Source organism: Paenibacillus sp. FSL R5-0636 (genome assembly GCF_037974255.1).
GTDB lineage: Bacteria > Bacillota > Bacilli > Paenibacillales > Paenibacillaceae > Paenibacillus_AQ > Paenibacillus_AQ odorifer.
On sequence record NZ_CP150232.1, the window covers coordinates 3,125,331 to 3,147,571 of the forward strand.

Annotated in this window: 24 protein-coding genes; 20 read left to right on the forward strand and 4 right to left on the reverse strand. The window is 43.4% G+C overall.

Features of this window, described 5'->3' with window-relative positions; translation table 11 throughout:
- Positions 1-91: 91 nt before the first annotated feature.
- Positions 92-2,584, forward strand: a complete 2,493-nt coding sequence (hrpB, locus tag MKX34_RS14135) for an ATP-dependent helicase HrpB (RefSeq protein WP_076297351.1) — start codon at positions 92-94, stop codon at positions 2,582-2,584.
- A gap of 97 nt (positions 2,585-2,681) precedes the next feature.
- Complete coding sequence (locus MKX34_RS14140) at positions 2,682-3,266, forward strand: general stress protein (protein WP_051491471.1); 585 nt, start codon at positions 2,682-2,684, stop codon at positions 3,264-3,266.
- An 806-nt stretch (positions 3,267-4,072) separates the two neighbouring features.
- Here MKX34_RS14140 and MKX34_RS14145 read toward each other — a convergent pair.
- Both MKX34_RS14145 and MKX34_RS14150 read right to left on the reverse strand, forming a co-directional pair.
- Positions 4,073-4,195 carry a hypothetical protein gene (locus tag MKX34_RS14145; protein WP_339205261.1) on the reverse strand — a complete coding sequence of 41 codons (123 nt, stop codon included), beginning with the start codon at positions 4,193-4,195 and terminating at the stop codon, positions 4,073-4,075.
- Positions 4,188-5,087: a LysR family transcriptional regulator gene (locus tag MKX34_RS14150; RefSeq protein WP_249267711.1), complete on the reverse strand. Its 900-nt coding sequence runs from the start codon at positions 5,085-5,087 to the stop codon at positions 4,188-4,190. The genes MKX34_RS14145 and MKX34_RS14150 overlap by 8 nt, the downstream gene beginning before the upstream one ends.
- Before the next feature lie 104 nt (positions 5,088-5,191).
- Between MKX34_RS14150 and aroC the strand changes: the two genes are divergently transcribed.
- The 5 genes from aroC (at position 5,192) to MKX34_RS14175 (ending at position 9,040) form a co-directional block, all read left to right on the forward strand.
- Positions 5,192-6,247: a chorismate synthase gene (gene aroC / locus MKX34_RS14155; protein WP_076104255.1), complete on the forward strand. Its 1,056-nt coding sequence runs from the start codon at positions 5,192-5,194 to the stop codon at positions 6,245-6,247.
- A 160-nt stretch (positions 6,248-6,407) separates the two neighbouring features.
- Entirely contained in the window at positions 6,408-7,265 is an 858-nt protein-coding gene (locus MKX34_RS14160) for an NAD(P)-dependent oxidoreductase (RefSeq protein WP_076143979.1), read from the forward strand.
- Between the two features lie 35 nt (positions 7,266-7,300).
- The gene (locus MKX34_RS14165; protein WP_036686658.1) at positions 7,301-7,495 is read left to right on the forward strand and encodes a hypothetical protein; all 195 of its coding nucleotides are present in this window, start codon (positions 7,301-7,303) and stop codon (positions 7,493-7,495) included.
- Positions 7,496-7,614: 119 nt separating this feature from the next.
- The gene (locus MKX34_RS14170; RefSeq protein ID WP_036686659.1) at positions 7,615-7,944 is read left to right on the forward strand and encodes a hypothetical protein; all 330 of its coding nucleotides are present in this window, start codon (positions 7,615-7,617) and stop codon (positions 7,942-7,944) included.
- 157 nt (positions 7,945-8,101) lie between these two features.
- Positions 8,102-9,040 (forward strand): GNAT family N-acetyltransferase, encoded by a 939-nt coding sequence (locus MKX34_RS14175; RefSeq protein ID WP_038570621.1) that lies wholly within the window; start codon positions 8,102-8,104, stop codon positions 9,038-9,040.
- Positions 9,041-9,076: 36 nt separating this feature from the next.
- On the opposite strand, the gene MKX34_RS14180 is transcribed toward MKX34_RS14175, so the two are convergent.
- Positions 9,077-9,967: a GNAT family N-acetyltransferase gene (locus MKX34_RS14180; RefSeq protein ID WP_036686664.1), complete on the reverse strand. Its 891-nt coding sequence runs from the start codon at positions 9,965-9,967 to the stop codon at positions 9,077-9,079.
- A gap of 158 nt (positions 9,968-10,125) precedes the next feature.
- Here MKX34_RS14180 and MKX34_RS14185 point away from each other — a divergent pair, with 158 nt between their 5' ends.
- From MKX34_RS14185 to MKX34_RS14235, 11 genes are all read left to right on the forward strand, one after another.
- The gene (locus tag MKX34_RS14185) at positions 10,126-10,695 is read left to right on the forward strand and encodes a GNAT family protein (protein ID WP_076273400.1); all 570 of its coding nucleotides are present in this window, start codon (positions 10,126-10,128) and stop codon (positions 10,693-10,695) included.
- Positions 10,696-11,622: 927 nt separating this feature from the next.
- Entirely contained in the window at positions 11,623-11,982 is a 360-nt protein-coding gene (locus MKX34_RS14190) for a helix-turn-helix transcriptional regulator (protein ID WP_036686667.1), read from the forward strand.
- A 93-nt stretch (positions 11,983-12,075) separates the two neighbouring features.
- Complete coding sequence (locus MKX34_RS14195; RefSeq protein ID WP_036686669.1) at positions 12,076-12,459, forward strand: DivIVA domain-containing protein; 384 nt, start codon at positions 12,076-12,078, stop codon at positions 12,457-12,459.
- Positions 12,460-12,672: 213 nt separating this feature from the next.
- Positions 12,673-13,545 carry a PRD domain-containing protein gene (locus tag MKX34_RS14200; RefSeq protein WP_036686671.1) on the forward strand — a complete coding sequence of 291 codons (873 nt, stop codon included), beginning with the start codon at positions 12,673-12,675 and terminating at the stop codon, positions 13,543-13,545.
- Positions 13,546-13,567: 22 nt separating this feature from the next.
- The gene (locus MKX34_RS14205; protein WP_036686673.1) at positions 13,568-14,074 is read left to right on the forward strand and encodes a PTS glucose transporter subunit IIA; all 507 of its coding nucleotides are present in this window, start codon (positions 13,568-13,570) and stop codon (positions 14,072-14,074) included.
- Between the two features lie 47 nt (positions 14,075-14,121).
- Positions 14,122-15,576 carry an N-acetylglucosamine-specific PTS transporter subunit IIBC gene (gene nagE / locus MKX34_RS14210; protein WP_036686675.1) on the forward strand — a complete coding sequence of 485 codons (1,455 nt, stop codon included), beginning with the start codon at positions 14,122-14,124 and terminating at the stop codon, positions 15,574-15,576.
- A 143-nt stretch (positions 15,577-15,719) separates the two neighbouring features.
- Positions 15,720-16,037 (forward strand): hypothetical protein, encoded by a 318-nt coding sequence (locus tag MKX34_RS14215; RefSeq protein WP_036686678.1) that lies wholly within the window; start codon positions 15,720-15,722, stop codon positions 16,035-16,037.
- 119 nt (positions 16,038-16,156) lie between these two features.
- Positions 16,157-16,675, forward strand: coding sequence for a sigma-70 family RNA polymerase sigma factor (locus MKX34_RS14220; protein ID WP_036686680.1), 519 nt, complete (start codon positions 16,157-16,159; stop codon positions 16,673-16,675).
- A gap of 46 nt (positions 16,676-16,721) precedes the next feature.
- Positions 16,722-17,807 carry a DUF4179 domain-containing protein gene (locus MKX34_RS14225; RefSeq protein WP_076297197.1) on the forward strand — a complete coding sequence of 362 codons (1,086 nt, stop codon included), beginning with the start codon at positions 16,722-16,724 and terminating at the stop codon, positions 17,805-17,807.
- Positions 17,807-18,799 (forward strand): ABC transporter ATP-binding protein, encoded by a 993-nt coding sequence (locus MKX34_RS14230; protein ID WP_036686684.1) that lies wholly within the window; start codon positions 17,807-17,809, stop codon positions 18,797-18,799. The genes MKX34_RS14225 and MKX34_RS14230 overlap by 1 nt, the downstream gene beginning before the upstream one ends.
- Entirely contained in the window at positions 18,796-19,680 is an 885-nt protein-coding gene (locus tag MKX34_RS14235) for an ABC transporter permease subunit (RefSeq protein WP_036686685.1), read from the forward strand. The genes MKX34_RS14230 and MKX34_RS14235 overlap by 4 nt, the downstream gene beginning before the upstream one ends.
- A gap of 77 nt (positions 19,681-19,757) precedes the next feature.
- Here MKX34_RS14235 and MKX34_RS14240 read toward each other — a convergent pair whose 3' ends face one another.
- A complete protein-coding gene (locus MKX34_RS14240; protein WP_036686688.1) occupies positions 19,758-20,084 on the reverse strand; it encodes a winged helix-turn-helix transcriptional regulator in 327 nt (108 codons plus the stop codon).
- Between the two features lie 194 nt (positions 20,085-20,278).
- Here MKX34_RS14240 and MKX34_RS14245 point away from each other — a divergent pair, with 194 nt between their 5' ends.
- Complete coding sequence (locus tag MKX34_RS14245) at positions 20,279-21,061, forward strand: GTP cyclohydrolase II (protein ID WP_036686690.1); 783 nt, start codon at positions 20,279-20,281, stop codon at positions 21,059-21,061.
- 78 nt (positions 21,062-21,139) lie between these two features.
- Complete coding sequence (locus MKX34_RS14250; protein WP_038570639.1) at positions 21,140-22,195, forward strand: ABC transporter ATP-binding protein; 1,056 nt, start codon at positions 21,140-21,142, stop codon at positions 22,193-22,195.
- The last annotated feature ends 46 nt before the right edge of the window (positions 22,196-22,241 follow it).

A 22,241-nucleotide genomic window follows, 5' to 3' on the forward strand; every position in this document is an offset into this window, starting at 1 on the left:
ATCTTTAAGGTTTTTTCACACATGATGAAGATGATCTAAGATAACTTCTAGGAAAATTATAACATATGATTATAGACGATGGAGAGATAGAATGAAACAACTTCCGATTATACAGGTGCTTCCTGACCTGAAAAACATACTTAACACTGCGCAGGCAGCAGTACTTATCGCTGAACCGGGTGCAGGCAAAACAACTGGAACGCCTCCGGCGTTTTTGGACGAACCCTGGATGGCGGGTAAAAGCATTTTAATGTTAGAGCCTAGAAGGCTTGCTGCTAGATCTGCCGCCACTTACATGGCATCCTGCCTTGGAGAAAGTGTTGGACAGACGGTAGGTTATCGGATGCGGAATGACACTAAAGTAGGCAAAAATACGCGGATTGTTGTAGTCACTGAAGGAGTATTAACGAGAATGCTGCAAAGCGATCCTTCTTTGGGTGATGTGGGTTTAGTTATTTTTGATGAGTTCCATGAGCGCAGTCTTCATGCGGATTTGGGACTTGCCCTTGCACTGGAAGCACAGGCTGTGTTGCGGGAGGATCTAAGGATTCTTATCATGTCAGCTACCTTGGACAGTGAGCGGGTGTCTGCTTTACTAGGGGATGCGCCTGTAGTAAATTGTCCGGGCAGAACCTATCCTGTAGAAACAATCTATGTGCCAACTACTGGGAATCTTCCACTGGAAAAAACTGCTGCAGCTGCTGTGAGACATGCGCTTGCTGAACAACCCGGAGATATTCTCGTCTTTTTACCGGGGGAAAGAGAAATACGCAGAACTCAAAGTGAGTTGGAAAATGGGAGCTTGCCAGTTCCGGCAATTATTCGCCCTTTATATGGTCAGCTGCCACAAAATATCCAAGATGCAGCCGTGGCTGCATCTGTTCAAGGTGAACGAAAAGTAGTGCTTGCGACTTCTATAGCTGAGACAAGTCTAACGATTGAAGGCGTGCGAACGGTGATTGATACAGGGCAACGCCGTACACAGGTATTCTCACCACGCACAGGAATGCCGAGTCTTGCGACGGTCCCGGTATCAAAAGCCTCCGCGGATCAACGGCGGGGACGTGCCGGACGGACAGCCCCAGGCGTGTGCTACAGGCTGTGGAGTCAGGAGGAGCATAATCGACTTCCGGATGACAATGTGCCGGAGATTATGCAGACGGACCTTGCGCAGCTTGCTTTGGAGCTGGCGCTGTGGGGCGTGCGCGATCCTGCCGCGCTATCTTGGCTTGACGCGCCGCCCGCTGCGCCTTATGCGCAGGGCACCGCGCTGCTGCGCCAGCTCGGCGCGCTGGACGCCGGCGGCGCCATTACGCCGCACGGCCACAGCATGGCCGCGCTTGGCGCGCACCCGCGAGCCGCGCATATGCTGCTGCGCGCGGCAGAGCTTGGCGCAGCACCGCTCGCCTGCCGGCTGGCGGCGCTGCTGCAAGAGCGGGACCTTTTCAAGGGTCCCGCGGCCCTAGATTGCGACCTCACGCTCCGCGTTGAGGCGCTGCTCCGGTTCGAGCGCTCCGCTGATAGCGGCGGAGCGGACCCGGCAGCTCTGCGCGCTGTGCAGCGCGAGAGCCGCCTTTTCCTGGCGCAGCTGCAAGCCGCGCCGGGCGAGAACGTGAACGACATCAGCCGCTGCGGGCTGCTTCTGTCGTTCGCCTATCCCGACCGGATCGGGCAGAAACGCGGCGATGGCGCGTTTCTACTCTCCTCCGGTCGGGGGGCGGCCATGCGGGAAGGACAACCGCTGGCCCGGTCACCTTATATCGTAGCTGCTTCGATCGATGATCGCGCTACACAGGGCGCAATTATGCTGGCAGCTGAGATAGAAGAAGGACAACTGCTTACCTATCATGCAGACCGCATCACCGAGGAAGCGGATGTGTATTGGGATAAAGAAAGTGGGAGTGTGAAGAAACGTCGTCGCACAATGCTCGGCGCGTTAGTCTTAAAAGAAACTTCACATGAAAGACCCTCCGCGGAAGAAACGGCAAATGTACTGTTAAGTGTCATTGCTACTGATGGCATTGAAATCCTACCGTGGGAGAAGGGAACCTTACAGCTTCGCGAACGTTTGATGTTTATGCATACCTTACGTTCAGATTGGCCGGATGTCTCAGATGTTGCTTTAATTGCTACGTTGGATGAATGGCTTTTGCCATATCTTCAGGGTATGAGGAACCTCCGCGACCTTCAGCGTGTACCGTTAGCACGGGCGCTTGAGGGGATGTTGGACTGGAATCAGCGGCAGATGCTGGAAAAGGAAGCACCTACACATATATCTGTTCCTAGTGGCTCGCGTGTGCCCGTAGATTATACTAATCCTGCTGCCCCGGTATTGGCAGTAAGATTGCAAGAGATGTTTGGACAGCTGGACACACCTCGAATTGGAGGGGGGAAGGTGCCGGTATTGCTGCATCTTTTGTCACCAGCTAGACGACCTGTGCAGGTAACCTCTGATCTAGCAAGTTTTTGGCGGGGGACCTATTTTGAGGTCAAAAAAGATTTGAAAGGACGGTACCCGAAGCACTATTGGCCAGATGACCCATTACAGGCCATTCCGACTAATCGTACACGTCCCGTAAAATAATTTATGGTACATATGCTCTTGAAATTTTCCCTTAGATGTTTGGTCTCCCGTTTAAAGGGTAATTACTAGCGAAGACAATTACTAAGGAGGGCTTCAAGTGACTAAAAAAATCGTAGGTATTTTCGACACAGAACAAGAAGCAACCAGAGCAATTGAAGGACTTCACAATCAAGGATTTAGTAATGATGAAATATCAGTAATCACACGTGATCGTGATGAGCTTAGAAACATCTCAGAGGATACAGGCACAAAAGCTCCAGAAGGAGTGGCGACAGGCGCTGCTACAGGTGGTGTAGTTGGCGGCGTTGCCGGATTATTAGCAGGGATCGGAGCATTGGCGATTCCGGGGATTGGACCGATCCTGGCGGCAGGGCCTATAGTTGCTACCCTTACAGGTGCAGCAGTTGGTGCAGGCGCAGGTGGATTAGTCGGCGGCTTGATCGGACTCGGTATTCCTGAGGATGAGGCTAAAGAGTACGAAGGGTATGTGGAAAGCGGCAAAATCCTTGTACTAGTCGATGATAATGGACGCGGCTATCAAGCGCATGATGTGTTCCGCGGCAACCGTTCGCTGAATACTCAGCGTTACGAAGGCGTCTATAACGAAGACACTAGACTAGGAAATTCGATGGCTAACAGAGCGGATCGGACGGCTGAAGTCTACAACCGCGATAAAATATAAACATTATAATAACCTGCTTTAAAAGCGGTAAAAGGTTACAAGGAGCGATTCTCCGATTAATGGAGAATCGCTCCTTTGCGTTATTAGTCCATCGCGCCACCCGGAATCCCCCATAACTCATCCACTTTTGAGGCATAGGGACCCAGAGGACGCTATTGGCTAATTTTTAGCCTTTGCAGCAGGATTTCGGACTCCATGGACGCTATTCTATAGAATGAGGCTCATATTTGCTGTTTTTTATGCCAATAGCTGCAATGGGGTCCGATAGGGCTCCAAATATTGAATAATATTGCGTTTAAGGTCCCCTGTGTCCTTTGCTACTACGTACCTGCATCGTTTCGGAGTGTCCCTATGCTGCTCCGCCACGTGCTGTCTTTGTACTGCTACGTACACGCCCGATCACTGTGTCCTTTCCCACTACGTACCTGCATCGTTTCGGAGTGTCCTTATGCTGCTACGCGCGTGCTGTCCTTGTATTGCTACGTAAGCGCCCGATCACAGTGTCCTTATGCTACAGAGTATTCGCATCGGATTGCAACTCCGAACGTGCCCCATTTCGCAGTGTCCTTAATACTGCTACGCACGTGCTGTCATTGTACTGCTATATATGCGTACCCGATCACTGTGTCCTTATGCTGTAGGTGCATCGTTCCGCTGTGTCCTAATGCTGTTACGGTACATGCAGGGTTCCCTAGAGTCCTTATGCTGCTACGCACGTGTTGTCTTTGTACTGCTATGTATGCGCACCCGATCACTGTGTCCTTTTGCTATACATACGTGCATCGTTCCACTGTGTCCTTATATTGCTACGTAAGCGCACCCGGACTCTGTGCCCTTATCCTATTGAGCATACGCCCCCGGTTTGCAGCTACGAAATCGCCCCGTTCCGCAGTGTCCATATGTGCTGCTACGTGCACGATCTTAATCAAGGATACGAAGCATGCGGACGAAAGAATCAGCTGCTACGGATAACCTCATATCGCGATGGATTGCGAATCCTATATTCCGGGGTGGAGGCGGATCATCTAATTGCAGCTCGAAAAGTTCTCCTTTTTGAATCTCCTCAATTACAAAAGAACGGCTAATAAACGCTACCCCGTAACCAAGTCTTGCGAATTCAGAGAGTAAATCGATGCTGCCCAGCTCTATATCTGGTTTAACGGACAAACTCTTACCAGCAAACCAATGATCAACAAACAGTCTGGTGCTGCTTTCTGGGGATAATAAAATAAAAGGTAACTCTGCAAGTTCTTTTGCCGTAAGCGAACGGTTTGCCAGTTGCTGAAAGGCTCGTCCCACTACAAAACAATCTTCAAGGGTGGCAAGCGTCTGAATATTTAATTGTGGATCGTCAATAGGCATATGGACGAGCGCACAGTCTATTTCGCCTTCTTTCAAACGTTTGGTGATCTCATGCGTTTTTCCGTGTGATAGCCGAATTCGTATACCGGGATATTGTTTGTGGAATGCGTTCAATTGCGGAAGCAAAAGATTTTTAATAAGGGAATCACTCGCTCCAATCCGAACTTCTCCTTCGTTTAACTGCTTTAGATTGTGAAGATGCTTTTGTGCAGAATCCAGCATGACTAGTGAGGGCTCAACATATTCCAATAACGCCAGTCCCTCCTCAGTTAGCTCTACACCTTTAGATAAACGATGAAATAATTTGAGCCCTAAAGAATCCTCCATTTGTTTAATGGCATAACTTACGGATGGCTGTGTAATATGCAATTCATTTGCAGCCTTTGTTAGATTTTTGTAACGAGCCGTATATAAAAAAATGCGATACCATTCAAGATTAAAGAATTTGATATAGATCACCTCTATGACAGTCTATTGAAAATGTGATTTCATTAATTGCAACAATCTTATTATAATTTGGATAGATAAATAATAAAAGAGTCGGCAATGGAGGTTTGAATATTATGGCAGGTAACACATTTGGGGAAGTATTTAAGATTACTACCTTTGGAGAGTCACATGGTGCAGCGGTTGGGGTCATAGTGGATGGAGTTACACCTAATGTTGAAATTGATGAAGCATATATCCAGAAACAGATGGATAGAAGGAAACCAGGCCAGTCCTCAGTAACTTCACCGCGTAAGGAATATGATGTTGTGCAAATACAATCAGGAGTATTCGAAGGGAAAACAACCGGAACTCCACTCTTTGTGGTCCTGTACAACAAAGATATGAAACCGGAGGCCTATAACGATATTCAGCATTCATTTAGACCCGGCCATGCGGATTATACTTTTTTGCAGAAATACGGAATTCGCGATCATAGAGGCAGTGGGCGGGCATCAGGCAGGGAAACAGCGGCAAGAGTAGCTGGCGGAGCGATCGCTCGGAAACTGCTTGAAAGAAGAGGAGTTGAGGTACTGGCCTACACGCAAGAGGTCGGAGGGATTAAGTGCCAAACCTTTGATGAAGATGTCATTGAACAAAATGCAGTCCGCGCCTGTGATGCTAAGGCAGGAGCTGAAATGATTAAAAAAATTGAACACTTAGCTTCGATTGGAGACAGCTGTGGAGGTATCGTGGAGTGTCGGATTAGAGGGGTTATTCCGGGTCTTGGAGAACCCGTATTTGATAAATTGGATGCAGAGTTAGCTAAAGCGATGTTATCTATCGGTGCTGTAAAGGCAATAGAGTTTGGAGCTGGATTCGAAGCGGCCTCTATGCTTGGAAGTGAACATAATGACGCGATGAATAAGGATGGATTTCTTAGTAACCATTCCGGTGGGATTATAGGCGGAATTAGCACAGGAGAAGAAATTATTTTTCGAATAAGTGTAAAACCTACATCATCGATTTCTGTTACTCAACAGACCATAAACACGAATGGTGAAGAAGTAGAGATTAAAACGGAGGGCAGACATGATCCATGTATCTGTCCGAGAATCGTGCCGGTTGTTGAAGCAATGGCTTGCTTGGTATTGGAAGATCTTTATAAAAGACAAGCTGCTATTTTTGGATAAAAACACTTTATGATAATGATTCAACTCAAAGATTGCACCTCTTAGCATGCTGTGAGGTGCAGTCTTTTTTGCATATGTGGTATCATATGGATAATCATTCAAATTATGCTTTAACTCTAGCTATGCCATAAGATACGGTACAGCAAAAAGGAGGGAATAGATGAAAATCTTTGTTGCAGGTGCTGCAGGTGTGATTGGACGGCTATTGCTTCCTAAGTTACTTCAAGCGGGGCATGAGGTTATCGGTCTGACCCATAAAGAAGAAAACAAAACAATCCTTGAGAGCATTGGGGCACAAGCGGTAATCGCGGATGTGTATGAGCGTGAGTCTATATTTGCGGCTATTCGCGCAGCTCAACCTGAAGTGGTGATTCATCAGCTGACTTCACTAAGTCAGCGGAATTTTGCAGATAATTCAAGGATAAGAATAGAAGGAACACGAAATATTGTCGATGCTTCATTGGCATCCGGGGTTGAACAGATCATTGCCCAAAGTATCTCTTGGGCATATGAAGCTGGTGAGGGACCTGCCACGGAGAATACTCCATTAGATACTAATGCTTCTGAATTACGGATGAGAACCATTGATGGTATCCGCTCCCTTGAAAAAGCAGTCGCTGAGATTCCTAATCATGTGATTTTGCGGTACGGAATGTTGTACGGCCAAGGGACTTGGTATAATTCTGCAGGATTAATGACAGAAGAAATTCGGCATGGAAGACTGACAGCAACAGAAGCAGTTACGTCATTCCTTCATGTGGAGGATGCAGCTAACGCGGCGGCGCTTGCTCTGAACTGGCCTTCTGGTCCAGTCAATATTGTGGACAATGAACCTGCGCGAGGAATAGATTGGATGCCTGTTTTTTCAGAACTCTTGGGAGCTCCTGGACCTGCTTCGCAAATGGGCAGAGAAGGCTGGGAACGGGGGGCGTCCAATACAAAAGCTCGAATGGATTACGGATGGAGCCCATCTTACCCGTCATGGAGGTCAGGTTTTGCTCAGAGCTTGAAGGGTTAGAGAGATGAATCCTTACATGTAGAAGGAGAGATGACATGAGTAAATTAAAGAATTTTTCTTTAGTAGTCGTGAATTTAATTGCTGATCTATGGTTTGGAATTGTTCGAAAACCAGAGTTTTATGATAAGCACGCCGTTACTAGAACAAAGAAAGGGTATGTCCTGTTTGTAACTATGGCAGGCATTCTCGCAGTGGGTTCTGCTTTTTGGTTATGCTCGAGAATATATTAGAAAAAAGACTGCCAATTGGCGGTCTTTTTTTTAGATATTGGACGTCAGAAAGCTACAATGTTATGTTAGTATTTAATAGATGGTTAAAAATTGAATTTTTTAAAAAGAGGAAGGTTCCAATGAATTCTCCTACACCGAACCAACGTGCGCTCACTTATTCTCAACAATCTATAATTGCCTCACGAGTCACCATTCCAAAGCAGGCTCCTTATTATGTTCAGCGCATAAGATTAATGTCCAAACTCATGGATGAAAACCGTGCTAAAGTAACGCTTATTGCCGCCTCAGCTGGATTTGGAAAAACGACACTTGCGGCTGAATGGGCTCGCACTCATTCCGATGAGGTTGCATGGTTGTCACTGGAACTTGCAGATAACCATCTTGTACGGTTCTGGTTAAGTTTGCATACCGCAATTGAGAGAATCTTTCAGCCCTATGCTAATCGTTGAGGTTAAAAACCGGGTACAAGCCGTTTCTAAAATAAAAGAAAAGCATTTGCTTTAAATCGGCAAAAGATTAATATAACAGTTTATTACCAAACATTTACTTTAAGAAGTGATACTATGGAATACAGAAGGTGATAGGACTAGCGAGGAGGAAATGTAAATGCAATTAATGGCATGGTCTGAATACGAGATTTCATATGACTTAAATAATGATTATTCTATTCGTATGGCAGACTCGGAAGAATGGGGACTGTACTGTTCCATTTATTATAATATGCAATATAATGGTTTTTTTAAAGAAGAAGGGTTCAATTCTGCCCAAAGAAACGCTTTTTGGATCTATAGAGGGGAGTCAAAAATAGGTGGAGTAAGGATGTCGCCTAATCGGATATATCATTTATTTGTTATTCCACCTTTTAACGATACATTTGTGGTGCTGAAGCTATTAAAAAAGCTTTTGATTTATTGGTCAGATAGCACAAAACCTATAAAAACCTTCGAGGTTCTGCCAGACCAGGTTCAATTATTTGCGCGGGCAGGGTTTTGGCCTGATGAGTTCAGATGCCGTTGGATGCACCGTCCTACAGATCATTTTGAGGTCGAATGGAACGAAGAGTTAAGGATTGAAAGTCCTCAGATCGAAGATAATGGTATGGGCGCTAAACGATTTATTCTTGAAGAGCAGATCGCCGAATGTAACTATGCGAGCTTTGATGGAAGTCTTGAGGCAACAAGAAGAAAGAAATTCTCTTATGAAGATTTTATCCCAAGTGAAGAACCTAATTATACAAATGAAGTATTACTTACAGCGTCCACGCTTGTGTATGATAAGAAATCGGGACAGCTAATTGCGAATTGTCTCTTGGGTTTACAAGATGATTACGCAGCAGTTTACAGTATTGGTGTAATACCTGCTTACAGAGGAAAAGGGATTGCTACACGGATGTTGAAAAGAGGACTTAATCTCCTGAAAGATAAGTATCCGATCCTAAGGTTATATGTCATGGAAGGTAATGACGCGGAGTCTGTTTATTTAAATCTAGGATTTGTCCCTGGAGTACAAGAGATACAGAGTATGTATATTCCTATGCACGATTAAGAAAGGCTGCCATGTGGCAGCCTTTCTTTTCGTTAACTAGGCATGAGAGGTAATAGGAAACATGAAATGTTGAGGGAGTTCTTTTAATAGCGGACGTATAAATAAGGTATCTTCACTTTGGAAAATTAATTCTGCCTTAACTTGATCGATTGGATAATCTGGTGTGAAATAAAAATGTATAACCTCAGTTTCCGGAGAAATAATGCTTTTCAATACTGTGTTGATATCAAAACTTGTTGTACTGATAATATCAAAAATATGAAGCTGATGATCCTCATGTTTAAAGATCACAATAACGTCAGCCTCTTCAATATAATAAAAGGAATCATGAAAAGGAAGAATAAAATAAAACAGCAGCTGATGTTCATTATTTATCACACTTAGCGCGGAGGATACCGGTGTTCTTTTGACTGCGAAATTTTTGATCATGCTAAAATCAACGGGGTTACCTATAGATAAAGGCCGCACAGAGTAGGTTGTAGTTGGCTGATTGCTAAGATGAGCAACTTTAAGTGAAAAGCTGCTTTCTTGCATGCGTTCAAACCCGAATTTAGGATAAAAATCCAAAGCGCGCTCATTAGCAAATAAGTAGAGGAAGTCGTATTCATGTTCGTACTTAGCGATAATGTGGTCTATTAATTTTCTGGATAAACCTTGCATACGATAATCAGGATGTGTCATCACCGTCCCAATTTGGATGGCGTTGTATTCTTTTTTGTTGATGAGAATAGTCATTTTATTAATAGATGCATTCGCAATGACGTGATCTTCATCGATAAAGGAATAACAAATATATTTGTCATTCCAGCCCCCTTGTTCATACCAAGGTTTAAAATCAATACCAAAGATTGATTGGGCTAAAGAATTGAAGCTAAGCTTATATTTATCGATGTGTTTATAATCGCTAATCAATTGATATTCATTCATAGTATATACCTCTATTTCAGATGATTTCGGGAATCGCGTTTTATGAATATATAATACTATGCTTTTAAACCGTAAAGTTGATTTTAAAAATACTATACCAATATAATCCTGTAGATGTGTTATCATAATCTCTAAATTATTAAACTCGGAGGTACAAGATGAGAGAGGTAGATTACACTCATTATTTTTGGCAGGATGAGAAAATAAGACTAAGATCCGTTCAGGAAGAGGATTGGGAAGGTCATTACATCAACCGTTTCGATACACCAGCGCGGCGACTTTTAGAGTGTACTGTTGAACTACCACCTACCATAGCTGAATCCCGAAAATTTGTAGATACATTTGCAGAATTCTCATCACAGCGGCTGATGTTTACGATCGAGAATCTAAATGGCGAATATGTGGGTGGAGTAAATCTTAATAGCATAGACGAGAAAAATGGTACGTTCAGTATAGGCGTGCAAGTGGATAGAGATCATCGAGGTAAGGGGTATGGGACAAGAGCTATCAACATCCTGTTGAAGTATGCTTTTTTGGAGCTAAGACTCAACAAGTTTAACGAATGTGCGCTCGAAGGTAACGAACCCTCAGCAGCTATGCTCAGAAAAGTGGGCTGTGTCCAAGAAGGCGTGCGCCGGAAAGTAATTTATACAAATGGACAGTATTTAGACTTACTGTTGTTTGGATTGACGAAGGATGAATTTATGGAGAAAAACGCTATGAAATAGTGATTAGGAGAGGCTACTTGGAATGCGATTCTTCAATAACTGGAGGATCGCTTTTTTGCGTTTCGTTTTGTGGATCGATGTTCTATTGAAGCTTGCGGACTCAGAAGACGCTATTTGCAAATATTAAGCTTTTACAGAGTAGTTTCGGACTCCAGTGCAGCTATTCCCCAAGAATAGCTGTATAAATGTTACTTTTTATGCCAATAGAGCCCATGGGGTCCGATAGCACAGCAAAAGTGGGTAAAAGCAGCGAATAGAGTCAATGGGGTCCGATAGTAGCTCGAACGAGCAAAACTGACCAAATCAAACATTGAATGGGAGGGGAGCGTGCTGAAGCATGTGGATTCAGATAGAGTTTGGTTCTCGCTGAAGCTTTCGGACCCAGAAGACGCTATTTGCAAATATTAAGCTTTTACAGAGTAGTTTCGGACTCCAGTGCAGCTATTCCCCAAGAATAGCTGTATAAATGTTACTTTTTATGCCAATAGAGCCCATGGGGTCCGATAGCACAGCAAAAGTGGGGAAAAGCAGCAAATAGGGTCAACTGGGTCCGAAAGTAGCTCCAACAAGCAAAAACAGTAGCTCGAACGAGCAAAACCGATCAAACCAAACAAAGAATGGGAGGGGGGCGTGCTGAAGTATGCGGACCTACTTCTTCGAGGAATCATTCTACGAAATCAACGATTTACAACCGTTTATTCCGTACTTTCATCATATGAAAAATTCACAATAGAAGACCAGAAAGAACTACACTCTCCCTGCTCACATCCACATAAATCATCCTACATACCACCAAATCTCTATAAACAATGGAATAAGTGAACCCTCTATCAAATTTCAGGTTGTGAAAGTTGGAAAATAGTGCTTATACTAGAGTAATAGAAGGAAAGATTAGCCAACAACATTTACAACATGAGGAGGGTTTATATGGCGTTTATGATTGCTCAACGAGCGTTTATCAAGGTGTATCTTATAACAATGGTAGAACAACACCGCGGTTACGGATATCAAATGCTGGAGGATTTACGTCGGGATTTCAAAGCCCATGGTTATTCCCCTCCACAGAGTGAAATCTATCGCGCCCTGCATGAGCTGGTGCAGCAAGGGATTTTATATCGTACCAAGCAGCTGAAAGGCAATGACCCTAAAGTGGATTTCCAAGAAATCGTACTTTACCATTTCACTTCAGATGGAGAAGAGAAAGCAAAGTTATATAAAAAGCAGGTAAAGACAGATCTTGACCGCTGCTTAGGCATTTTGAATAAAGCTGTTGTGGACAACTATTAGAACTGCAACTATAGTAATATTTTCAGGATGCTCTCACCCTGTTATAATGGTTACTGCCGGATGATTGCAGTATATACTTGGAGGTAGCAAAAGATGGATGAACATATGAAACGTCGGTTAGACAAACAGCGGAAGCTGTTCAGTCAACTCGGCATCACATTAGACGCTCTAACCATACATGAAAAAGAATTCAGCATGAAGCTGCGTGGCTACGATGCGGAGGAAGTAGATACATTTCTGGACAGCGTAATCAAGGATTACGAACGTTTCTATGCGACGATCGCTGATCTGATGGATAAATGGCAAGAGCAGCAGCTGGAAATGCGGGAATTAAAGGCAGAAACCAAAACAGAGGTAATCCAGGTACCTGTTTCCCGAGGCATTGATCCAAAAGAATTGGAAGAGGTTATTCTGAGGCTTGAGACTAACGTCCGCCAGCTTAAAGATAAGCTTCCTCGCGTGGAAGAGTTTTTATAAGGAGTTGTTTGGTGTAAAGGGAGCTCCGCTTGACATTTCTAAATTTACCATTGACGAGTTAGCAGTTCATGAATTATGATATGTTCATAAATGATCATTTATATTTTAGTGGCGTGTTACCGTTAAGGGCATGAGCCAAGAATTGTCTTTATTTCCATTAGACAATTCTTGGCTTTTTTTGTTCCAATTTGACGATAATTAGGGAGAGGAGTGATGAGCTTGTCGCGAGAGATCGAGCAATTTCAAGTACAGCGTGTAATAGGGAATAACGTTGTAATGGTTCAGGGAAGCAAAAACGGGAAGGAATATGTCATCATTGGCAAAGGTATTGGATTTGCAGTGAAGGGTTCTGGTGTGATCGAAGGAAATGATGCTCGGATTGAGAAATTGTTTCGTCTAGAAGATCGCGAAGCCTGGAGCCAATATCAAGTTTTGCTGGAAGACATAGATCCCAAGGTTATGAAAATAACTGATGAGATAATTGCAGATATCCAAAGTCAATTTCCTGACAAGTTAAACGACAAGATTTATCTGGCACTCCCGAGCCACATACAGTTCACCATCTACCGTCTGCGCAACGGGATGGATATTATTAATCCGTTTTTGCAAGAAACCAAAATGTCATTTCCGAAGGAATTTGAGATCGCTTACAAGGCATCGGAGAAAATCAATGCTGAATTTCAAGTACAAATCCCCGAAGATGAGATTGGATTTCTTACTTATCATGTGTATTCGGCAGTTAATAATGTATCGGTTGGTCAGTTAGTCAAGGCCTCTAATATTGTCAATGAGCTTCTAGACATGATTCAGCAAGAACGAAAGATAACTTTTGAGCATGGCAGTATGAATCATATCCGATTAATGATCCACTTGCGTTTTTCGCTGGAACGTATTTTAAAAGGATCACTAATAGATAATCCCTTTGTGAAACATATTAAGAAAGAATACAAAGAGGAATACAAGCTGGCTCAAAAGCTCGGTAAAGTAATGCAAAGGTCGCTTGAAGTCGAAATCCCGGAAGAAGAACTATGTTTTCTAGCCATGCATTTGCACCGGTTATTTCAGACCTTAGTGAAATCAAATTAACATCTTAAGAGGAGTGGAGCATATGTTTTCCAAATGGAAATCAAAAAAAGAAGAGAAACATACTGAACATACCATCGAAATCATGGCACCAATCAGCGGGGAGTCAGTTCCACTAGCACAGGTTCCGGATGAAACCTTTGCTGGCGGTCATATGGGTAACGGAATTGCAATAAAACCATCTGAGGGAATTTTGAAAGCGCCTTTTGACGGTAAGGTTGCTCATATCGTGAAATCGAGTCATGCAGTCATTCTGGAACATTCCTCCGGTATGCAATTGCTATTACATATCGGAATCGATACTGTCAGCCTCAAGGGCAACGGTTTTGTCAGTCATATAACCTCTGGAGATCAAGTAAAAGCAGGTCAAACCCTAATCGAATTTGATCTGGACGTAATTCGCGCGGCAGGTTGTGACACAATTTCGCCTGTAATCGTGACCAGTACAGAGGAGAATCCACCTCAAGTAAGCGGACATTATGGTCAGGTTACAGCAGGACAGGATCTGATTCTTACCGTGGCTTCAAAGTAAATGGTTTATAGAGCACTACTACTATTGAACCGAAAGGATGATTTTTAATGTTGGCTTTTCTACAAAAACTAGGTAAGTCGTTAATGCTTCCTGTTGCAACCATGCCGGCGGCAGCTATTCTTCAAGGGTTTGGTTTGCTTAACTACGAAAAAGATATTCCGCTAGGAGCGACCATTGGTGGATTCCTGAATCAATACTTTGCGCCATTTCTAAACGCCGGAGCGAATGCGATCTTCGGTAACCTTGCCTTAATCTTCGCGGTAGGGGTTGCCATTGGATTTGCCGGTGACGCCGTAGCAGCTTTGTCAGCAGTAATTTCTTACATGGTACTGACCAAGATTCTGCTTATCGTACCGCTTCAGTTCTCTTTCATCAATGATGATGTTGTATTGAACATGGGTGTGCTTGGTGGTATTTTTGCCGGTGCTTGGGCAGCATTCTTATACAAGAGATATCACAATATAAAAATGCCTGATTGGCTCGGATTTTTTGCAGGTAAACGTTTTGTCCCAATCATTACGGCAGCTTCTATGATGGTTCTTGCTGTATTTGTAGGTATGATCTGGAGTCCGATACAAGATGTTATTAGTGACTTCGGGAACTGGGTTGTGTCACTGGGGGCTGTTGGAGCATTCATCTTCGGTACAGCTAACCGCTTGCTGATTCCGTTTGGTCTTCACCACGTGCTTAATACGATTGCTTGGTTCCAAATTGGTGATTTTACGAATGCGGCTGGTGAACTGGTGCATGGTGACTTGTACCGCTTCTTCGCTGGAGATAAAACTGCTGGGATGTTTATGACTGGATTCTTCCCAATTATGATGTTTGCGCTTCCAGGGGCAGCACTTGCATTTATTCATACAGCTAAACCGGAAAAACGTAAAATGGTTGCTTCCATCTTCATCGGTTCTGCCATTGCTTCTTTCTTAACAGGGATCACTGAACCACTTGAGTTCTCCTTTATGTTCGTAGCACCACTCTTGTATGGAGTTCATGCTTTATTAACAGGATTCTCCATGGCCTTGATGTACATTTTAGATGTTAAGCTTGGTTTTGGTTTCTCCGCAGGTTTGATCGATTATCTTGTAAACCTGAAACTGTCTACTAATGCATGGATACTTATTCCTGTGGGTCTTGGATTCTTCGTCTTGTATTATGTACTATTCCGCTTTATTATCTCATTGTTCAAGCTAAAAACACCTGGACGTGAAGATGATGATGAAGAAAGTCTGTTAGCACCACCTGGAGGTAATGGAACGCCTTCATCGTCTTCTAAAGCTGCTCAAATTCTTGAGAACATCGGCGGTCCATCGAACATCCGCAATATCGATGCATGTATCACACGCCTTCGTCTGATTGTTAATGACGAAAAAGCCGTTAAAGATTCCGCATTGAAACAGCTCGGAGCTTCCGGTGTTATGAGACTGGGTCAAGGGGCTGTGCAGATCGTATTTGGTCCAAAATCAGAGCAAATTAAAGATGATATTCAAAAGCTGTTATAACTAAATTGATCATGTTAAATTCATTAAACAGGGCTGGTTCTTATACCAGTCCTGTTTTTTTGCTGTGTCCAGAGATAAAGGGTTGCTTTATAGATAATGCCTAGTATAATACTTGGTATAAGTAGGCAAAGGAGTCGGTACACATGTCAGTCGATGATTATTTGGATCTTTTAAATTACGCCAAGGCGATTAAAGATGGACAGTGGCAGGCTGACATCATTGAGCGCTTAAAGAATCTTAGTGCAGCAGCGGAAAGTCCTCAGATTCAAGAAGAAAGTGTAATAGAATTATGGTCAAGATTTGATGCCATTAACATAATGATCATGAAGCTGTTTGAGAAGCTACGTGAGAATGAACATTCAGAGCAACAGTTTCAGTGGAAAGAGCAGCTCTGGGAGCTTAGGCTGGAACGAAGTATTTTATCAAAAAAGATTCTTAATCGTTACATTCGAATTAGGTAAACACTAAAAGACAGTTTCCTTATTAATTTAGGGGCTGTCTTTTTTTACGTAATCTTGATACAAAAATGCATTGATAGTCGTCTTACTTATAGCTGCAGCTGATAAGGAGGATTTACAAGATGGAAATTCCGGAATCTGAAATTTTTAAAGCAATATTCTATGAACATTATCCTATTGTCAGACGTAAGCTGACCGCTTTGGTTCGTGATGAGTCGGCAGCAGATGATTTGGCACAAGAAGTTTTTCTGAGATTGTATCGTAACCCCCCAGATGATCCAGCAGCGCTGGGTGCCTGGCTTCATAGAGTCCTTACTCGTATTGGATATGATTATCTAGACAAAAAAGCAAGGGAACGGCGGCTGCAAAATAAACAAGAACAGTTATACGAAGTGGGGGAATCACCTCCTTCAGGAGAGGAAGTCTTAATCAGTAAGCTGGATCAGGAGGATGTTCATGAATGGTTGAACGAGCTGCCTGACAGGGATAGACAAGCGCTTCTGCTTAGATACTCTGGTTACAGTTATGCGGAAATAGCAGGCGAGCTTGGTCTAAGACCTCCCGTAGTAGGGACATTACTGCACCGTGCGACCCTGAGGTTAAGACAAAATGCAGCAAAATCACTATCTCAGTCAGATTAACAAACCGAGATAAACGAAGCTCCAAATTATTTAGGAGGGTTTACTAATGACTAAACAACCGCTAAATCAAGATCATAATAAACAATATACAGATGAAGCCTGGGCCAAATTGCAAAACAAGTTAGCGTCTGAGCATGCAAGTCCTAAATGGGCTGTGTGGAGTCAGCAGTTGGCAGTGGATGTTATGAAAGATGATGATAAACCACACCCAGAAATGGGCCAGCCTCAATCTACAGATGACAATCCGATAACTAATCGCCGATCCAAGCGACCTCGCATGAATCGTCGGCGTAAGTGGGGAGTAGCAGTGGCAGGTGCCGCGATCTTTGCGGTTATACTTGGAACTCCAGTAGGAAATACGGCTATGGCATCGCTGCTGAATCAGTTTAGGATGGAAGAAGTTACAGTTGTGAATGAAAATGATATTCGGGATATTTTTTATCAGGTAAATGAAAGTCAATCCATGAATGAAGCTATGAACAAATTTGGTGTGTTTACAAGTACCTTTGGTTCAAATAAAGGGATTATTCCGTTAGATCAGGTGGAAGAGACTCTAGGTTTTACACTTCCAAGCGGAACTTTGCTCAAGAATGTGAAGAGCGCATATATAACCAATTCACAAGAAATAACCTTGAAGCTTAATATTGAAGCGGTTAATAAAGCAATGAAAAGATTGGGTGCAAAACAGCTTCTTCCAGAAGCCATAGATGGGAAAGAAATTAAATTAGATCTTTCGGAGATCGTGAATTATGATCTTTCGATGGATAATGATAAATGGGCTAATCTTACACAGACGAAGACTCCTTTAATTACTGTAGATCCAACTATAAAGGTTGATGAAGCTTTGGAAGCTATAATCGATTTTCCATTGCTGCCAGATTATCTGAAATCCAGCTTAAAGCAGAGCCGCATTTTATCAGGTGAAATTCCTCTGCCACTGGTAAAAGGCCTGAATACCGATCAAATAAAGATTAAAGATACTACGGTTCTACTGAATCAGAATGAATATAGTCAAGGGATTGTATACTCGGCCATTTGGGTACAGAACGGGCAATTGTTCGATTTCAACGGGGGAAGCGTGTATACAGATAAAGCTGTATTCTTAGAGAAGCTAGAGGAGTTGATTGAATAATGACGGCTGCTGCAATAGAAGCGAAGTCTTTGACCAAAGAATATGATAACGGACGTGGTTGCCGTGATGTAACGATTACTGTTGGGAAAGGGGAAGCCTTTGGCTTCCTCGGCCCTAATGGTGCGGGGAAAAGTACCTTTGTCAAAATGTTGGTAGGTCTCATTCGTCCATCGAGTGGTAGTGCTACTCTATTAGGCCATAAGATCGGTTCACTTGAAGCCAAGTCTCAAATCGGATATTTACCGGAATTATATCGCTATCAAGAATGGCTTACCGGGGAAGAAGTAGTAAGACTGCATGCCAAGCTGTGCCGTGTAGAGCGATCTGTAGCCGATAAAAGAATTCCAGAGCTTCTAGCGGAAGTTGGAATTGGAAACCGTGGACGGGATCGTGTGAAACATTATTCCAAAGGGATGCAGCAGAGATTAGGGCTTGCTTGTGCTCTTGTAAACAATCCGGCCATCGTTTTTCTGGATGAGCCCTCATCGGCGCTAGACCCGATTGGACGTCAGGAAGTTCGGAATATTTTGCAGAGGCTAAAAGAGAAGGGAGTTACGATATTTCTTAACTCTCACCTACTGGAGGATGTTGAACTCATCTGCGACCGTATGGCACTGCTGAATAACGGAGTTATACTGCGGCATGGGAAAGTATCTGAGATCTTAAATAAGCGAACAAGCTGGCATTTTAAAGTGGGCGGTTTTACGCCTATTTTGTTGTCTTGGCTACAGGATAGTACTGATCTTAAGATCAAAGTTTCAGCGGATATTGGATCTCAATCTGAAAAAGGAGCTTCAATCCCAGCTACATTGGAAAGTAGCACAGTTTGGCTGGAAGCGGAACTGGAGAATGAGGAGCAAGTAGGCTGGCTGAACACGTTAATTATTGAACAAGGAATGACCTTATATGAAGTCTCACGAAAGCAAGAACGTCTGGAAGACTGGTTTATGAGTGCTGTATCCGGCCTAAGTCACAGAGGTGAACACGAATGAGAATAATCATGGGAATGACCTGGAAGGAATTGCTGCGAAAACGAGTGATGATATTAACACTGCTTATGACCATTGTCTTTCTTATAGGATTTTGGTTTGTGGCAAATACGATCGGACAAAGTGGAATACCGAATAGAACAGATATTAGCAGTGGCGAGCATCTCTTAGCTAATTTTACAAATGGTGCTTTTATATTATCACTTGGATTCTTTTTTGGCGCTTTTGTAATCGCCTTTTTGGCGATCTTCAGTTCCTTCTCAGCTATTGCAGGTGAAGCGGAACAAGGGGTTATGCAGGCTTTACTGCCAAGACCGCTGCCGCGGTGGAAATGGTACATAGGTCGCTGGCTTGGATATGTGACGCTTGGGATTGGTTATGCCCTGATTTTATTTATTTCTATTTTATGGATTACTGAGATCCATGCAACTGTTCCTAGAGATGCCGTAGTCCTATTGAAATCATTTTTGCTGTTCTCCTCTATAGTGCCTTTGCTAATTACGATTTCTATGCTGGGTTCTGGATTCTTCTCAGCAGTGGGGAATGGCGTCTTTATGACAATGTTATATGGAGCGGGCTGGTTAGGTGGGATGATTGATAAGATCGGAGGATCGCTGAGATTAGAACCCGATGTTCTTGACACATTAAATAATCTGTCAGGAATGATGGCACTGCTTATGCCAGTGGATGGTTTACAGCGGAAAATGACCGCCGTCCTGTTCAGCGCTAATGAAATGAGTGGAATGATGGGATTGTTCGGCAGCATGAATGGATTGCTGGATTTTAATACGGTTCCGTCAAACATGTTTATTATTTATGCGATAGGATATACCCTGTTAGCTTTTGTAATAGGTCTACTTCGCTTCGAGCGAAAAGACTTATAAAGGGGATGTTAATCCAAAAAGAGCCCTCTTGTCTCATGATCGGGACAATTAGGGCTCTTTGTGTTGTGTAGCGGGAATCATTTCTTAATACCAAGCTCAATCCATTCGGTAGACCAGTTTCCAATTTCACCAAGTATAGGAGCAAGCGCTGTGCCTTTTGGAGTCAGAGAGTACTCAATACGTACTGGCATTTCAGGATATACAGTTCGCTCTATAATGCCTTCGGTTTCCATTTCCTTCAATCGGTCAGATAACACCTTGCCACTGAGATTGGACAGACAGCTCTCAATTTCACCAAAACGGCGTGGCCCTGGCATAAGCACGAAAACGATCAGCGCGACCCAACGTTTACTTAGCAAGTCTACCGCTTTTTCAAAGCGAGGACACATGTTGAAATCATTCATAATATCACCTCGACATTCATTATATCATAAACTTACATAAAGTAATTATAAATATTTAAAGATATATTATAACTTGACGAAGTTATATTACAATGATAAACTTACTTACAAATAGTTACTTATAATTTAACTAATATTTTATCCTTATGCTTAGCTCTATCTAAGCATTGATGAACAATGAGGAAGGTGTAATTATGATTAAACCAGAAATCACTTCTATTTTACAGAATAAAATCACGCGAATTCCTTTAGCAAATTCCACAAATATATTGGTTGGACCCATCACGTTACCCGTGAATTTAGACGGCGAGACCGTTGTTTTTAAATGGTACAACTGGCTGAATACAACGGATGCAGAGCTTCTTCAAGAGGATAGCAGTAAAGCAACGGCAGCTTTAATTTCACGTTTGCCATCCATGAACTTAGCAGAAGGACAACAATCCAGTGTGTTGGTATATGGCGATTTCGAAGGGTCTGAGGATGCATTGATCCGGATGCATAGCATCTGCCATACTGGCGATATTTTTGGCAGTAAACGTTGCGATTGCGGATTCCAGCTGCATCAATCCATGAAAATGATTGTTGAGCATGGCTCTGGGGCATTATTTTATCTCGCGAATCATGAAGGAAGAGGCATTGGCCTGTTCAGCAAATCTTTAGCGTATCTTTTACAGGAAGAAGGATACGATACAGTTGAGGCTAATTTAGAGTTGGGATTTGCTGATGATTCAAGAAACTACGAAGAAGCAATCAGTGTTCTGCAAACTTTACGTCACAAACCAGTGACGCTGATCACGAATAATCCGAAGAAATTGGATGCGCTCAAGGCTGCAGGGATGAATGCCGTGAAAAGAGTAGCGTTATGGGGAGATGTATCTTCTTTTAACGAGAAATATTTGCGGACTAAAGTCGCTCGCTCAGGGCATTTAGAAGCTGTGAAGGACACCCATTCGCTAAATGAAAGACTGGCTAAGTAAAGATTGAAGTAGTGCTTTTGCGCTTCTTCTATTATAATGGGGTACTGGGAACCAACTCTAAGCTTAGTGAGGTACAATATGACTGCTATTCAAGTACAAGACTTACGCAAAACATTTAAAGTACAAAAAAACCGCGAGGGTCTCAAAGGGGCCTTCGCTGATTTGTTTAAAAGGGAATATACGGAAGTGACTGCAGTGAAGGACATTTCCTTTTCCATTCCTGAAGGGGAGATCTGTGGTTATATCGGCGAGAACGGTGCTGGGAAATCGACCACGATCAAAATGCTCACAGGTATTCTCGTGCCGACTTCCGGAAATCTGACAGTAGGTGGTTATGTTCCGTATTTGGAGCGCGAGAAATTCGTGAAAAATATCGGCGTGGTATTCGGGCAACGCAGTCAGCTATGGTGGGACATTGGGGTGATTGAGTCGTTCCAGCTCCTGCGCAAGGTTTACCGGGTGTCTGAACAAGATTTCAAGAAACGGCTGGATGAATTGGTCGAACGGCTGCAGCTGCAAGAACTGCTGAATCGTCCGGTTCGTAAGCTTAGTCTAGGTCAGCGGATGCGTTGTGAATTAGTAGCAGCATTGCTTCATAATCCGTCGATTGTATTTCTGGATGAACCGACCATTGGCTTAGATATTGTGGTGAAGTCAGAGATCCGTGAATTCCTAAAAGATATGAACCGCGAGCATGGGACAACCATACTGCTGACTACACATGACCTGCAAGATATTGAGGCGCTTTGCTCCCGAGTGATAATGCTTGATGATGGCCGTATCATTTATGACGGAGGACTGGAAGACCTGAAGCAGCGTTGGGGAACCGGACGTGAGGTTCAATTTCAATTTGGAAATGCAACGAAACGTCAGCAACTTGAGTTATGGACTGAGGGGTTGCCTGTTACTTGGTCTGCGGAGAACGATCTAGGGGCATCTGTCTGGATACCGCTAGATATAAATGTATCGGATGTATTAAGCAGAGTAGTGGGAAAAGCAGACATTACTGATATCAAAATCATAGAGACCAATACAGACGATATTGTTCGCAGTATTTATCAATCCGGGTCTGCAGACAAGCCTGATGAAATGGCTGCCGCTCTGAAGGATGAAAGAGAGGCTTTACATGTCTGATAAGCTTAATCCTGCAACGGCTATGTCTTCCTCCTCAGGAGGCGCG